The 14,035-nt window shown below is 68.3% G+C and carries 12 protein-coding genes; 6 read left to right on the top strand and 6 right to left on the bottom strand.

Annotated elements, in window-relative coordinates; genetic code table 11:
• Positions 1-138: 138 nt before the first annotated feature.
• Both aspA and ACN22W_RS24485 read left to right on the top strand, forming a co-directional pair.
• The gene (aspA, locus tag ACN22W_RS24490) at positions 139-1,545 is read left to right on the top strand and encodes an aspartate ammonia-lyase (protein ID WP_419689727.1); all 1,407 of its coding nucleotides are present in this window, start codon (positions 139-141) and stop codon (positions 1,543-1,545) included.
• 112 nt (positions 1,546-1,657) lie between these two features.
• Entirely contained in the window at positions 1,658-3,160 is a 1,503-nt protein-coding gene (locus ACN22W_RS24485) for an amino acid permease (protein ID WP_193100855.1), read from the top strand.
• A gap of 51 nt (positions 3,161-3,211) precedes the next feature.
• Here the strand turns inward: ACN22W_RS24485 and ACN22W_RS24480 are convergent, their stop codons facing one another.
• Positions 3,212-3,895, bottom strand: coding sequence for an alpha/beta hydrolase (locus ACN22W_RS24480; RefSeq protein WP_419689726.1), 684 nt, complete (start codon positions 3,893-3,895; stop codon positions 3,212-3,214).
• A gap of 260 nt (positions 3,896-4,155) precedes the next feature.
• Between ACN22W_RS24480 and ACN22W_RS24475 the strand changes: the two genes are divergently transcribed.
• Positions 4,156-4,398, top strand: coding sequence for an antitoxin (locus ACN22W_RS24475; protein WP_419689725.1), 243 nt, complete (start codon positions 4,156-4,158; stop codon positions 4,396-4,398).
• Positions 4,395-4,802, top strand: coding sequence for a type II toxin-antitoxin system VapC family toxin (locus tag ACN22W_RS24470; protein ID WP_419689724.1), 408 nt, complete (start codon positions 4,395-4,397; stop codon positions 4,800-4,802). Before ACN22W_RS24475 ends, ACN22W_RS24470 begins: the two co-directional genes overlap by 4 nt.
• Before the next feature lie 99 nt (positions 4,803-4,901).
• Here the strand turns inward: ACN22W_RS24470 and ACN22W_RS24465 are convergent, their stop codons facing one another.
• Both ACN22W_RS24465 and ACN22W_RS24460 read right to left on the bottom strand, forming a co-directional pair.
• Entirely contained in the window at positions 4,902-6,389 is a 1,488-nt protein-coding gene (locus ACN22W_RS24465; protein ID WP_419689723.1) for an aldehyde dehydrogenase, read from the bottom strand.
• Between the two features lie 18 nt (positions 6,390-6,407).
• Positions 6,408-6,986 carry a thioesterase family protein gene (locus tag ACN22W_RS24460; RefSeq protein ID WP_419689722.1) on the bottom strand — a complete coding sequence of 193 codons (579 nt, stop codon included), beginning with the start codon at positions 6,984-6,986 and terminating at the stop codon, positions 6,408-6,410.
• A 262-nt stretch (positions 6,987-7,248) separates the two neighbouring features.
• Here ACN22W_RS24460 and ACN22W_RS24455 point away from each other — a divergent pair, with 262 nt between their 5' ends.
• Both ACN22W_RS24455 and ACN22W_RS24450 read left to right on the top strand, forming a co-directional pair.
• Positions 7,249-8,379 carry a porin gene (locus tag ACN22W_RS24455; protein ID WP_412024824.1) on the top strand — a complete coding sequence of 377 codons (1,131 nt, stop codon included), beginning with the start codon at positions 7,249-7,251 and terminating at the stop codon, positions 8,377-8,379.
• Positions 8,380-8,422: 43 nt separating this feature from the next.
• Complete coding sequence (locus tag ACN22W_RS24450) at positions 8,423-9,814, top strand: FAD-binding oxidoreductase (protein ID WP_419689721.1); 1,392 nt, start codon at positions 8,423-8,425, stop codon at positions 9,812-9,814.
• A 75-nt stretch (positions 9,815-9,889) separates the two neighbouring features.
• Here ACN22W_RS24450 and ACN22W_RS24445 read toward each other — a convergent pair whose 3' ends face one another.
• The 3 genes from ACN22W_RS24445 to ACN22W_RS24435 are packed head-to-tail and all read right to left on the bottom strand — an operon-like array spanning position 9,890 to position 14,019.
• A complete protein-coding gene (locus ACN22W_RS24445) occupies positions 9,890-12,019 on the bottom strand; it encodes an acetate--CoA ligase family protein (protein ID WP_419689720.1) in 2,130 nt (709 codons plus the stop codon).
• Positions 12,020-12,069: 50 nt separating this feature from the next.
• Positions 12,070-13,227 carry an acyl-CoA dehydrogenase family protein gene (locus tag ACN22W_RS24440; protein ID WP_193100838.1) on the bottom strand — a complete coding sequence of 386 codons (1,158 nt, stop codon included), beginning with the start codon at positions 13,225-13,227 and terminating at the stop codon, positions 12,070-12,072.
• A 3-nt stretch (positions 13,228-13,230) separates the two neighbouring features.
• The gene (locus ACN22W_RS24435; protein WP_419689719.1) at positions 13,231-14,019 is read right to left on the bottom strand and encodes an enoyl-CoA hydratase/isomerase family protein; all 789 of its coding nucleotides are present in this window, start codon (positions 14,017-14,019) and stop codon (positions 13,231-13,233) included.
• Positions 14,020-14,035 lie beyond the last annotated feature (16 nt).

Raw genomic sequence — 14,035 nt, 5'->3', positions numbered from 1 at the left:
ATTCTCGTTGTTGCGTTCCACGCAAAACCGCTTTCGATAATACAGAAGTGAGCTTGTTTTTGCAAAGGCATAGAATGCGAACCCGTCGCGTCGGGAAGCGGCGCACGACAAGCGGCAAGAGACATTCAGGAGGGCACGATGGCAGAAAACGGGTTCCGCGTCGAAGCGGATCTTTTAGGTAAACGAAGCATTCCGGACGAGGTCTACTACGGCGTCCATACGCTGCGCGCGAAAGAGAATTTCGATATCTCGGGCCGCAGTATCGCGACGCTCCCGTACCTCGTGCTGGCGCTCGCGGCCGTGAAGGAAGCCGCGGCCGACGCCAACTGCGAGCTCGGGCTGCTGCCGCAGCCGTATCGCGATGCGATCGCCGCCGCGTGCGTCGAGATCCGCGAGGGCCGCCTGCACGATCAGTTCGTCGTCGACGTTATCCAGGGCGGGGCCGGCACGTCGACCAACATGAACGCGAACGAGGTGATCTGCAACCGTGCGCTCGAAATCATGGGGCACGCGCGCGGGCAGTACGAATACCTGCACCCGAACGAGCACGTCAATCTCGCGCAGAGCACGAACGACGTCTATCCGACCGCGATCCGGATCGCGACGTGCTTCGCGGTCGAGCACCTGCTCGAAGCGATGGGGCGCCTGCGCGATGCGTTCGCGGAGAAGGCCGACGCGTTCGCGGGCCTGCTGAAGCTCGGCCGCACGCAGTTGCAGGACGCGGTGCCGATGACGCTCGGCCAGGAATTCTCGACCTATGCGGTGATGCTGACCGAAGACATCGCGCGCCTGCAGGAAGCCGGCTGGCTGATTCGCGAGATCAATCTCGGCGCGACCGCGATCGGCACCGGGATCACCGCGCATCCGCAGTACGCGGAGAAGGCGCTGGCGGCACTGCGGCGCATCACCGGGCTCGACCTGAGCACCGCGCCGAACCTGATCGAGGCGACGCAGGATTGCGGCGCGTTCGTGCAGGTGTCGGGTGTGCTCAAGCGGATCGCCGTCAAGCTGTCGAAGATCTGCAACGACCTGCGGCTGCTGTCGAGCGGCCCGCGCGCGGGCTTCGGCGAGATCAACCTGCCGCCCATGCAGGCCGGTTCGTCGATCATGCCGGGCAAGGTGAACCCGGTGATCCCGGAAGTCGTCAACCAGGTTGCGTTCGAGGTGTTCGGCAACGACCTGACCGTGACCTTCGCCGCCGAGGCCGGACAGCTTCAGCTCAACGCGTTCGAACCGGTGATCGCCAGCGCGCTGTTCCGCAGCTTCAGTCACCTGACGGCCGCGTGCACGACGCTCGCGGAGCGGTGCGTGAGCGGGATCACCGCGAATCCCGAGCGGTTGCGCGAAACGATGGAGCGTTCGGTCGCGCTCGCGACCGCGCTGAACCCGTACATCGGCTACAAGAACGCGACGGTCGTCGCGGCCGAAGCGCACGCGAGCGGCAAGTCGGTCCGCGAGGTCGTGCTGGAGCGTCAGCTGATGACCGACGCGGAACTCGACGAGGCGCTGCGGCCCGAAGCGCTGATCCGGCCGCGCGTGCTGTGACACCGGCCGCGTGGCGCCGGCGCCTGCCGCCGGCGGCCCGCGCGCGGCCGTTCCAATCGTTCCGGAAGCGCCCCCGCGCGGGGCGCGATACATCAATAAATGGAGACTCACAATGAAACACACCAGCGAGCGGCCGGTCGACCCGGCCGGCGGCGCGGATGCCCGTCATGCCGACCCCGATGCGATGTTCGCGTCGCACGAAGCCGGTTATGCGAAGCAGTTGAAGCCGCGGCACGTGCAGATGATCGCGATGGGCGGCGCGATCGGCACCGGCCTCTTTCTCGGCGCGGGCGGACGCCTGCAGAGCGCGGGGCCCGCGCTGGCGCTCGTGTATCTCGTCTGCGGCGTGTTCGCGTTCCTGATCATGCGCGCGCTCGGCGAGCTCGTGATGCACCGGCCGACCAGCGGCAGCTTCGTGTCGTACGCGCGGGAGTTCATGGGCGAGCGCGCATCGTTCGTCGCGGGCTGGATGTACTACCTGAACTGGGCGACGACCGGCATCGTCGACATCACCGCGGTCGCGATCTACATGAAGTACTGGGCCGTGTTCACGGACGTGCCGCAATGGGTGTTCGCGCTCGGCGCGCTCGGGATCGTGTCGGTGATGAACATGATCGGCGTGAAGGTGTTCGGCGAGATGGAGTTCTGGTTCTCGCTCGTCAAGGTGGGGACGCTCGCGGTGTTTCTCGCGGTCGGCGCCGTGTTCCTCGCGAGCGGCCATCCGGTCGCAGGCCAGATGCCGGGGCTCCACCTGGTCGCGGATCACGGCGGGATCTTTCCGCATGGGATCCTGCCGGCCGTGCTGATCGTGCAGGGCGTCGTGTTCGCGTATGCGAGCATCGAGCTCGTCGGCGTTGCGGCGGGCGAGACCGCCGATGCGCGCAAGGTGCTGCCGAAGGCCATCAACAGCGTGATGTGGCGCATTGCGCTGTTCTACGTCGGCTCGGTCGTGCTGTTGACGATGCTGCTGCCGTGGACCGCGTACAGCTCGCACGAAAGCCCGTTCGTGACGTTCTTCAGCAAGCTCGGCGTGCCGTACGTCGGCACCGTGATGAACGTCGTCGTGCTGACCGCCGCGCTGTCGAGCCTGAACTCCGGCCTCTATTCGACCGGGCGCGTGCTGCGTTCGCTCGCGATGGGCGGGTCGGCGCCGCGCTTCGTGTCGCGGATGAACGCACGCGGCGTGCCGTACGGCGGGATCCTGATCACGGTCGCGATCAATGCGATCGGCGTGCCGCTGAACTACATCGTGCCGGCCCAGGCGTTCGAGATCGTGCTGAACATGGCGTCGCTCGGGATCATCACGACCTGGGGCTTCATCGTGATGTGCCAGATCCTGTTCCGCCGCGCGGTCGATCGCGGCGAGCTGCAGGCCGTGTCGTTCCGGATGCCCGGCGCGCCGTTCACGTCGTGGCTCACGCTGGTGTTCCTCGTCGGCGTGCTGGTGCTGATGGCGTTCGACTATCCGGGCGGGACGTGGACCGTCGCGACGATTCCGGTCGTCGTGCTCGCGCTGGTGATCGGCTGGAAGCTGGCGAAGCGTGGCGTCGCGCGCGAGCGGGCGGTTGCCGCGCCCGTGGCGCGCACCGTCGCCGATTCGGCGCGGAACGCTTGACGAATCGCGCCGGTGAAGCCGGTCCGTTCGCGGGCCGGCTTCACGGTGCGCTCAGTTCAACCCGGCGCGTTCATCGACCCACCGGCCGAAATCGGCGGCCATTTCCTGGGTCAGTTCGTGCCCGGCTTCGTATAGCCGCGTGTCGTGCGCGACGCCGAGCGCCGTGAGTTTCGCGTCGGCGGTGTCGGCCCACGCGACGGGCAGCTTGTCGTCGAAGCGGCCGTGCACGATCAGCGCGTGAAGCGGGCGAAGCGCATCGCGCGGCGCGATCAGCGGATCGATTTCTGGCAGGATGCGGCCGCACAGCACGGCGAACGCGGTCACGTCGTCCGGCGACGTGAGGCCGACGCTCGCGCTCATGATGCCGCCCTGGCTGAAGCCGGCGATCACGGCCGGCAATGCGGGGCCTGCGCCGTCCTGCGCACGGAATGCGCGCAGCAGCGCGATCAGTTGCACGCGGCTTGCGTCCGCGCGGGCCGCGTCGATTTCAGGGCCGTTCGGGCCGAAGCGCACCGGAAACCACGCGTACTGATCGGGCCCGAACGTGAGCGGGCCGCGGACGAACGCGATCTCGATGCGCGGGTCGATCGCATTGGCAATGTTCAGCAGGTTGGTTTCGTTGCCGCCGACGCCATGCAGCAGCAACAGGCGGGCGGCGGGGCGCCCGGCGGCCGGGCGCAGCCGGTACTGGAGGCCCGACTCGGGTTCGGTGGTCAGCGGCAGGACGTCGGTCATTGCGTGGGTCCGGAAAGAGGAGCGATGCGACAGTCTAGAGCGTGCGGACGGGGAGGTGAATCGCCGGGTTGCGATTGATTGTTTCCTGGTGGGAATGAATCGGGGAGCGGTTCGTGTCGGGGACAGATTGCCCGTGCCGCGACGCACGGAGCAGGCCGAAGGCACAAACCCCCGCGGAAAACCGGCCGATTGGACGACTCGTCATCCTCACGCGGAGTTGATAAAATAGATACGTTTTGTAGATACGTGAGGGCGTGAAGATGGATACTGCCAAGATTTTCAAGCATGGCGGATCGCAGGCCGTCCGGCTGCCGAAGGATTTCCGCTTCGAGACGACCGAGGTCAGGATTCGCCGCCACGGGTCGTCCGTCGTTCTCGAGCCGGTGCCGCAAGACTGGGCATGGTTGACGCCGTTGATCGGTCCGGTCGACGCCGATTTCGAGGCTGCCGCGACCACGCAGCCCTCCACTCAGGAGCGGTCGGGTCTGGACGTATTTGAATGAAGTTCCTGCTGGATACCAACGCGGTAATCGCCATTCTCAAAGGCGAGCCGGCCATGCTGTCCCGACTGCGGACGCACCAGCCGGCCGATTTCGGGATACCGGCGATCGTCGCGCATGAACTCTATTACGGCGCGTACAAAAGCCAGCGAGTGGCGGCGAACGTGGCGCGTGTCGAGGCGCTTCAGTTCGAGGTCGTATCGTTCGATGTCGAGGATGCGCAGCATGCCGGCGAAATTCGGGCCCATCTGATCGCGGCCGGTACGCCGATCGGCCCTTATGACGCATTGATCGCAGGGCAGGCGCGCGCCCGGCAGCTGGTGCTGGTCACGCATAACATCCGGGAATTCGAGCGCGTCCCGAGGCTGCAAGTCGAAGACTGGCTCGCTGAGCCGCGCGAAAACTGACCGCATTGCGGTCATCCGGCGACCGGAACGGATTCCCGATCGCCTAATCCGGCTCGCCACGCGCTCGCGATCCGGCCTGCGAGCGCCGCCCGTTTCGTCTTACCGAAGCCGGATGATCGTCGACTTCAGTTCCGTGTATTTCTCCAGCGCGTGCAGCGAGTTGTCGCGCCCGTTGCCCGACTCCTTGAAGCCGCCGAACGGGAAGTTCATGTCGTCGGTTTCCTCGTAGCCATTCACCCACACCGTGCCGGCCCGCAACCGGCGCGCGGTTTCGTGCGCGGTCGTCAGGTTTGCCGTCCACACCGATGCCGCGAGCCCGTAGCGTGTGTCGTTGGCGAGCGCGACGGCCGTATCGAGATCGTCGAATGCGGTGACCGCGAGCACGGGCCCGAAAATCTCCTCGCGCACGATCCGCGCATCGGCGCGCGGGCAGTCGAACACGGTCGGCTCGACGTACTGGCCGCCGCTCGCGGTACGCGCGCGCTGGCCGCCCGCCAGCAGCGTCGCCTCGTCGCGGCCGACATCGACGTAGCCGAGCACGCGCTCGACCTGCGCCGCGTCGATCAGGCTGCCCATCCGCGTGTCGGGCGACAGCGGATCGCCGGGCGCGTAGTCGGGCGCGATCGAGAGCACGCGCGCAACCAGCGCGTCGCGAATCTCGCGATGGACCAGCAGGCGTGAACCGGCCGTGCACATCTGCCCGGTGTTGTAGAACACCGCATGCGCGACGGTGCGTGCCGCGCGGTCGAGGTCGGGGCAGTCGGGCAGCACGATCTGCGGCGACTTGCCGCCGAGTTCGAGCCACACGCGCTTCAGGTTCGAATCGGCCGCGCAGCGCGCGACCTTGTGGCCGACCGCGGTCGAGCCGGTAAACGCGATGCAGTCCACGTCCGGATGGCGCGCGAGCGCTTCGCCCGCGTCGCCGAAGCCCGGCAGCACGTTGAGCACGCCGGCCGGCAACCCGGCCTGCGCCGCGAGCGCGGCGAGCCGCAGCGCACTCAGCGGCGATTTCTCCGACGGTTTCAGCACGACGCTGTTGCCGGCCGCGAGCGCGGGCGCGCATTTCCACATCGCGATCATCGCGGGGAAATTCCATGGCACGACCGCGGCGACCACGCCGATCGGCTCGCGCGTGACGAGCCCGACGAGATGCGCATCGGCCGGCACGACTTCGCCGCCGGTCTTGTCGATCGCTTCCGCGAACCACTCGGCGCAATACGCGGTGGACGGAATATCGACCGCGGTCGTATCGGCGATCGGCTTGCCGGTGTCGAGCGTTTCGAGCAGCGCGAGATCGTCCGCGTGCTCGCGGATCAGCGCGGCCCAGCGCAGCAGCACGCGCTTGCGTTCGCGCGGCGTCGCACCGCGCCATGCGCCGTGCTCGAACGCACGCCGCGCGGCCGCAACCGCGAGGTCGGCGTCGGCCTGCCGGCAGTGCGCGACCTGGGCGAGCACGCGGCCGTCGATCGGGCTCGTGCATGCGAAGGTCGCGCCATCGTGCGCGTCGCGGAACGCGCCGTCCACGAAGGCGCGCGATTCGATTTCGAGTTGGCCGGCGCGCGTGCGCCAGGCGTCGTTCGTCTGCATGGAAGGCTCCGTCATGGTTCAGCGTGAAGCGGGGGCGGGGCGGCGGATCGCGATCGCGCGGCCCGCATGAGGTTCGCGCGGTGCGCGTGCGTGTTCGGCGTGAATCGCGTCGAGATGCCGGCGCATCGTGTCGGGAAACGGCGCGGAGCGTTTCGCGCGCATGTCGACGTGGGTCAGCAGTTGCTCGCCGGTCGCGAGTTGCGCACCGGTCGTCGCGTGATGCATCGAATGAAACACGTGCAGGCGCCGGTCGTCCACATCGAGCAATCGCAGCGTGAGCCTGAGCGGTTCGCCGAGCATCGCTTCACGCAGGTGGCGGATGTGGGTTTCCGACGAATAGATCGAGCAGCCGGCTTCGCGATAGTCGTCGTCGATGCCGAAGTAACGGAAGAACGCGTCGCTGCTGTCGCCGAACACGAGCAGGTAGCACGATTCGCTCATGTGGCCGTTGTAGTCGACCCATTCGGGCTGCACGGTGCAGCGGTGCAGTTCGAGCGGCGTCGCGATCGGCGCGCCCGGGTCGTACGGGCGAGACTTCTGTCCTTCGTAGGCCGAGCGCAGGCGCGGCTCGGCGGCGGGGCTGAGGTGGGTCGTCATCCGGTGCACTCCGAGGTTCGGAACGGGCCCGCGCGTCGTCCGCGGGGCTGCCGGTCGATGTTATGCCGGGTTGAACGTTTTTTCAATAAAGATATCGCCGATGCGTGTAAACACCGGTGCCGATCGGTGCCTCTATCGATTGAACATTCATTCAACGAAACCTATACTCGCCAGCGCCGCGATGCCGAAGCGAAGCAGGCGGGCGGTCTTTCACGAACAACGACAATCGATCCGCGTCGCGCGGAAACTGGAGACACCGGAAATGAAGAAACGCTTCCTGCTGGCCGGCTTGATGTCGGTGATGGCCCACGGTTATGCGCACGCGCAGAGCAGCGTCTCGCTGTACGGGATCATCGACGGCGGCATCACCTATGTGAACAATACGGGCGGCGCGCATGCGTATCTGTTCGACGACGGCGTGTCGTACGGCAACCGCGTCGGCCTGATGGGCACCGAGGATCTCGGCGGCGGCAACAAGGCCGTGTTCAAGCTCGAGAACGGCTTCCGGCTCGGCACCGGCAAGCTGAACCAGGGCGGCGCGATGTTCGGGCGCCAGGCCTACGTGGGGCTCGGCAACGACTGGGGCACGCTGACGTTCGGCAACCAGTACGACTTCGCGTTCGACTTCACGGCGGCGTTCAACGTCAGCGCGTTCGGCAGCGGCTACGGCGTGCACCTCGGCGATTTCGACCGCCAGAGCGGCGACCGGCTGCAGAACGCGGTGAAGTTCGTCAGCAACAGCTTCCACGGGCTCGTGGTCGGCGGCATGTATTCGTTCAGCAACGACGCGGGCAGTTTCCACGACGGCAGCGCGTGGAGCGTCGGCGCGACCTATACGCAAGGCAATTTCTCGGCGGGCGGCAACTATACGCGGCTCAATTCGCCGCGCGGGCTCGCGGCGCTCGACCCGTATGCGCAGATCGGCGTGACGACGATGCTCGGGCAGACGGTCGCGACGATCGATCCGGCGACGGGCGCCGTCACCGACCTGCACGATTCGACGCCGTTTGCGGTCAATTCGCAGTCGATCTTCGGGATCGGCGCCTCGTACACGCTCGGCAAGCTGACGCTCAATGCGGACTTCAGCAACACGACGTTCAAGGGCTACGGGCAATCGTCGACGATGCGCGTGTACGAAGCGGGCGGTTTGTACCAGGCGACCGCGCCGCTGTCGCTCGTCGCGGGCTACCAGTACACGACGTTCGAAGGCCATCATTGGCACGAGGTCGCGCTCGGCGCGCACTACGCGCTGTCGAAACGCACCGACGTGTATGCGGCCGTCGACTGGATGCGCGCGTCGAACGGCGTCGACGCGGTGATCGGCTACAGCTTCGCGCCGTCGACGAGCCGCACGCAGGCCGCCGCACGCGTCGGCATGCGGCACAACTTCTGATCCTTCTGTTTCCATGGGCCGGGAACGGCCGGCCCCGTCGACCATGTCCGATTTTTCCTCGAACGGCGACGTCGTCGCCGCGCTGCGCGATGCGCTCGGCGACGATTGCGTGAGCACGGGCGACGCGATCGGCGCGCGTCATTTCACGAACTACGGCGAAGCGCCGGGCGCGCGGCCGCGTGCATTGCTGCGGCCGCGCAGCGTCGGCGACGTGAGCCGCGCGCTCGCGATCTGCACCACATACCGGCAGACGGTCGTGCCGCAGGGCGGGATGACGGGGCTCGCGGCCGGCGCGGCGCCAACCGAGGGTGACGTCGCGCTGTCGCTCGAGCGGCTGAAGGGCGTCGTCGAGATCGACGCGGACGCGGCGACCGTCACGGCCTGGGCCGGCACCACGCTGCAGGACCTGCAACAGGCGGTGGACGACGCGGGGTTCGCGCTCGGCATCGATCTCGGCGCGCGCGGCTCGTGCCAGATCGGCGGCAATGTCGCGACCAACGCGGGCGGCAACCGCGTGATCCGCTACGGCACCACGCGCGAACAGGTGCTCGGCCTCGAAGCGGTGCTGGCCGACGGCACCGTGCTGGGTTCGCTGAACAAGCTGCTGAAAAACAACGCGGGGTACGACCTGCGGCAGATCTTCGTCGGCAGCGAAGGCACGCTCGGCATCGTCACCCGTGTCGTGCTGCGGCTGCATCCGAAGCTCGCCGCGCCGTCGACCGCGTTGTGCGCGGTGCGCGACACGGCCGCGGCACTTGCGCTGCTGCGCGACGCGCGGGCGTCGTGCGCGGACTTGCTGAGTTTCGAGACGATGTGGCCGGCGTTCTACGGCTACGTCGCCGAACACACGCCGGGCGTGCGAGCGCCGTTGCCCGCGGACGGCGGCGTCAAGGTGCTGATCGAGTGCGCAAGCGGCGACGCGGCGCAGACCGCCGAGCGGTTCGAAGCCGTGCTGGCCGGCTGGTTCGAACGCGGGCTGATCGACGACGCGGCGCTCGCGCAGAGCGCCGCGGACGCGCAGGCGTTCTGGACGTTGCGGGAAGGGCTCGCGATCGACGCGCTGCCCGGCCTGGTGAATTTCGACGTGGGGATTCCGCCGCGCGAGACGGCGGCGTTCATCGACGCGTGCGATCGCGCGCTGACGACACGCTGGCCCGGCGCGCACGTGTTCTTCTTCGGGCATCTCGGCGACAGCAACCTGCATGTCTGCGTATCGGCGCCGTATGCGAAGGGCGAAAGCGCGCACGACGTCGACGCGGTGCTGTATCCGCTGGTGCGCGACGCGGGCGGATCGGTGTCGGCCGAGCATGGCATCGGGCGCTACAAGCGCGACTGGCTCGGCTGCTCGCGCAATGACGCCGAACTGGCCGCGATGCGCACGCTCAAGCACGCATTCGATCCGCTCGGGCTGCTGAATCCCGGCAAGGTGGTCTGAACATTACGCCGCGCGGCGGCATCCGGCCCGCTCACGCATCGCGCGAGCGGGCCGGTGCGTTTCATGGCCGGCGTATCAGGTATCGAGCCTCACCAGCGCATCGACCGCGACCGCGCCGTGTTCCATCGCCAGCAGCGGATTGACGTCGAGCTCGACGAGCGTATCCGCGTGCGCCTGTGCGAAGCGCGCGATCGCCATCACGTTCGCGACGACGGCATCGAGATCGGCCTTCGGCCGCCCACGATAGCCGGTCAGCAGCGGCCCGAGCTTCAAGCCGAGCAGCGCGTCGCGCACGTCGCTGTCCCGTACCGGCAGCAGTAGCGTCGCGGTGTCGCGGATCAGTTCGACCAGCACGCCGCCGGCGCCGAGCACGAGCGCGAGACCGAAGTTCGGCTCGCGCTTCACGCCGACGATCAGTTCGAGCAGCGGCGCGTCGGCCATCTTCTCGACGAGGATGCGCTCGACGCGCACGTCGGGCGCATGACGCGCGACTTGCTCGGTCATCCGCTCGACCGCGGCGGCGACGGCCTCGGGCGACGCGAGCTTCAGCGCGACCGCACCGGCCTCGGTCTTGTGCGGCAGGCGATCGCTGACGACCTTCACGCACACCGGAAAACCGAGCCGCTGCGCGGCGGCCGGCGCATCGGCGGGGGCAACGCATTCGGCTGGCGGCACGTCGAGCCCGTGCGCGGCCAGCATCCGCTTGCTTGCCCATTCGTCGTGCGGCGTGGCCGCGCCGTCGTCACCATTGCCGGCCCGCAACACGGGCAGCGCGTTCAGCGCATCGGCATCGAGGATGCGGCGGCGCGTGTCGCCGTAGGTCATCGCCGCGCCGATCGCATCGATGCCGTCGGCGAGCCCCTGCAGCGGCGCGATGCCGGCCGCGGCCATGCGTGCCGCGTGATCGGGCGGCGTCAGGTCCGGAAACACCGAGATGACCGCGCCGACCACGCCGTGCTGGCGCGCGGACGCCGCGAACGCGTTGGCCGCGATGTCGCACAGCGGCCGTTCGCCGGTTGCTGCCTGCGGATAGTCGAGGATCATCGCGGCTGCGCCCGGGCGATCGGCCAGCAGCGCGTCGCAGCATGCGCGCATCTTGTCGGGGTCGCCCCACGGCGTCGTCGTGAAGTCGAGCGGGTTCGCGATCGTCGCGTAGGCGGGCAGCACGCTGCCGAGCGCGTCGCGGCCCGCGTCGCCGACCGGCGGGAACGCGATGCCGCGTGCTTCGCCGAGATCGGCGACGAGCCCCGCATCGCCGCCGGACGTCGCGAGCGCGGCCAGCGTGCGGCGCTCGGGCACGCCGGCGATCGCGAGCAGCTTCAGCGTCTCGACGAGGCCGACCGGATCCTTCACGCGGATCACGCCGAGCCGCCGGAACAGCGCGTCGTACAGCGCGTCCGAGCCCGCGAGCGAACTCGTGTGGCTCATCGCGAGCTGCGCGCCGAGCGTCGACGTGCCGCTCTTCAGCGCGACGATCGGCACGCCGCGCGCGAGCGCGCGTGCGGCGGCTTCGCTGAACGCGCGCACGTCCTTCAGGCCTTCGAGATGCACGCCGATCGCACGGATACGCGGATCGTCGACGAACGCGTCGACGAGGCGCGCGATGTCGACCGAGGCCTGGTTGCCGACGCTCGCGAGGTACGCGAACGGCACCGAGCGGGCGCTCATCGACAGGTTGTACGCGAGGTTGCCGCTCTGCGTGATCACGGCGACGCCCGATTCGACGCGCGGTGCGCCGTGTGCGACGGGCCACAACGCGCTGCCGTTCAGGCCGTTGATCAGCCCGTAGCAGTTCGGCCCGAGCACGGCCAGGTCGCCGGCCGCGTCGACGAGCGCCTGCTGCAGCGCGGCGCCGTCGGCGCCGGTCTCGGAGAAACCCGACGCGTAGACGATCGCGCCGCCCGCGCCGCGTTCGGCGAGCGCGCGCACGACGTCGATCGCCTGCCGCGCGGGCACCGCGACGAACACGGCATCGGGCGCGGCGGGCAGGTCGGCGACGCTCGCATGGCAGCGCACGCCGTCGATCTCGGCATGGTTCGGGTTGACGAGCCAGATATCGCCGGCGTAACCGTAGTCGCGACAGCGCTGCACGGCGCCCGCGATGCCGCGTCCGCCGACGAACGCGATGCTGGCCGGCTCGAGCAGCCGGCGCAGGTTGGCCGCGGCGGTGGTGCGGCGATCCCTGACTGCGGGAGAGGAAGTCATGAAAAGTCCTTTCGGAAGTCGCGCCGTACTTGCCGGCGCGACGGTTCGCGTCAGCTGTAGCGTCGGAGGATTTCCTTGGACAGGATGTGTCGCTGGATCTCGGACGTGCCTTCCCAGATGCGCTCGATGCGCGCATCGCGCCAGAAGCGCTCGATCGGCAGTTCATCCATCAGCCCCATGCCGCCGTAGATCTGCACCGCATGATCGGTCACGCGGCCGAGCGTTTCGGTTGCCAGCAGCTTCGCGAGCGCGGCATCGCCGTCGGTCATCGTGCCCAGGTCGAGCTTCTGCGCGGTGTAGAGCGTGACGAGTTCCGCCGCGCGGATCTCGGTCTGCATGTCAGCGAGCTTGAACGACGTGCCCTGGAATTCGCCGATGCGCTTGCCGAACTGCTGGCGTGTCGCGGCCCATTCGGCCGCCATCTCGAACGCGCGCTGCGCGCGGCCGATGTTGTTGGCCGCGACCATCACGCGGCCGGCGGTGAGCCAGTCGTTCGCGAGATCGAAGCCGCGATGTTCCTCGCCGAGGATCTGCGCGGTGCTGACGCGGCAGTCGGACAGGAAGATTTCCGACTGGTGGTAGCCGCGCAGGCTCGTGCAGTGCGGGCCGCGCCGCACGGTCATGCCCGGCGTGTCCTTGTCGATCAGGAAGCAGGTCACGCGCTTGCGCTTCTGGCCGCGCACTTCCTCCTCGCCGGTGACGGCGAACAGGATCACGAAATCGGCCGTATCCGCGTGGCTGATGAAGTGCTTGCTGCCGTTGATCACGTAGTCGTCGCCGTCGCGCACCGCACGCGTGCGGATGCCCATCGCGTCGGAGCCGGCGCCCGGCTCGGTCAGCGCGAAGCAGTCCACGCGCTCGCCGCGCACGGTCGGCTTCAGGTAACGCTCGATCTGGTCGCCCTTGCAGGCCATCAGGATCTTGCTCGGCCGCGCGACGAACACGTGCAGCGCCCAGCTCGTGCGGCCGAGCTCGCGCTCGACGAGCGCCTGCGTCACGTAGTCGAGGCCCGGGCCGCCGGCGCTTTCGGGCATGTTGAACGCGTAGAAACCCAGTTCGAGCGCCTTGCGGCGGATCGAGTCGGCGAGTTCGGGCGGCACGTCGTCCGCACGGTCGACCGCGAATTCATGGGGCTGCAGTTCCTTCTCGACGAACTGACGCAGCGACGACACCAGCATTTCCTGCTCTTGAGTCAGCGAAAAATCCATGAATCATCTCCCGACAAAATTAGGTGCGCGCCCCTCGACCGACGCGCGAAGCGCTTCCTGGCCGTCCTCGCTGTGACCGCAAGCGACGCAGGCCGCCAGTTCGCCGCGCAATTGCTCGGCGAGGGTGTGCGTGAGCGACTGCGCGAGCAGCGCCTTCGCATGGCCGAACGCGACGCTCGGCCCTTGCGCAAGACGCGCGGCGAAGGCGGCGACGTGCTGGGCGAACGCGTCGGCATCGACGACTTCCGATACGAAGCCGGCCGCGAGCGCGTCCTGCGCGTTCCAGCGTTCGTTCAGGAAGATGAAGCGGCGCACGACGTCGGGTCGCGCGAGACGCGGCAGGAACCAGCTGCCGCCCATGTCGGGGCTGTAGCCCATGCCCGTATAACCGCAGCGCAGCGTCGCGGCCGTACTGGCGATGCGGAAGTCGCACGCGAAGCCGATGTCGGTGCCCGCGCCGACCGTCGAGCCGTTCAGCGCCGCGACCGTGGGGCGCGGAAATGCCGCCAGCGCCTCGACGAAGCGGTGCGCGCGTTCGCTCCAGCCGTAGGTGTCGAGTTCGCCGTTGCGCTCGGCCTCGGCCCATTCGTCGACGTCCGCGCCCGCACAGAATGCGCTGCCGGTGCCGGTCAGCACGAGGCAGCGCACGGCCGGGTCGTTCGCGAGCGTATCCAGCGTGTCGCGAAGAAAGTCGAGATGCGGCCGCGCGAGCGAATTGCGCTTCGCCGGGCGGTTCAGGCGAAGCGTCACGACCCCGTCGTGCCGTTCGATTCGGATGTCCTCGTTGCTCATGTTGCCACTGTCTCCT

Source organism: Burkholderia theae, from assembly GCF_048565265.1.
GTDB lineage: Bacteria > Pseudomonadota > Gammaproteobacteria > Burkholderiales > Burkholderiaceae > Burkholderia > Burkholderia theae.
This window is presented reverse-complemented; position numbering and strand designations above follow the sequence as displayed.

Excerpts from the sequence above, each read along its gene's own strand:
- aspA (WP_419689727.1), top strand. The coding sequence starts at position 139 with ATGGCAGAAAACGGGTTCCGCGTCGAAGCGGATCTTTTAGGTAAACGA.
- ACN22W_RS24485 (WP_193100855.1), top strand. The coding sequence starts at position 1,658 with ATGAAACACACCAGCGAGCGGCCGGTCGACCCGGCCGGCGGCGCGGAT.
- ACN22W_RS24480 (WP_419689726.1), bottom strand. The coding sequence starts at position 3,895 with ATGACCGACGTCCTGCCGCTGACCACCGAACCCGAGTCGGGCCTCCAG.
- ACN22W_RS24475 (WP_419689725.1), top strand. The coding sequence starts at position 4,156 with ATGGATACTGCCAAGATTTTCAAGCATGGCGGATCGCAGGCCGTCCGG.
- ACN22W_RS24470 (WP_419689724.1), top strand. The coding sequence starts at position 4,395 with ATGAAGTTCCTGCTGGATACCAACGCGGTAATCGCCATTCTCAAAGGC.
- ACN22W_RS24465 (WP_419689723.1), bottom strand. The coding sequence starts at position 6,389 with ATGCAGACGAACGACGCCTGGCGCACGCGCGCCGGCCAACTCGAAATC.
- ACN22W_RS24460 (WP_419689722.1), bottom strand. The coding sequence starts at position 6,986 with ATGACGACCCACCTCAGCCCCGCCGCCGAGCCGCGCCTGCGCTCGGCC.
- ACN22W_RS24455 (WP_412024824.1), top strand. The coding sequence starts at position 7,249 with ATGAAGAAACGCTTCCTGCTGGCCGGCTTGATGTCGGTGATGGCCCAC.
- ACN22W_RS24450 (WP_419689721.1), top strand. The coding sequence starts at position 8,423 with ATGTCCGATTTTTCCTCGAACGGCGACGTCGTCGCCGCGCTGCGCGAT.
- ACN22W_RS24445 (WP_419689720.1), bottom strand. The coding sequence starts at position 12,019 with ATGACTTCCTCTCCCGCAGTCAGGGATCGCCGCACCACCGCCGCGGCC.
- ACN22W_RS24440 (WP_193100838.1), bottom strand. The coding sequence starts at position 13,227 with ATGGATTTTTCGCTGACTCAAGAGCAGGAAATGCTGGTGTCGTCGCTG.
- ACN22W_RS24435 (WP_419689719.1), bottom strand. The coding sequence starts at position 14,019 with ATGAGCAACGAGGACATCCGAATCGAACGGCACGACGGGGTCGTGACG.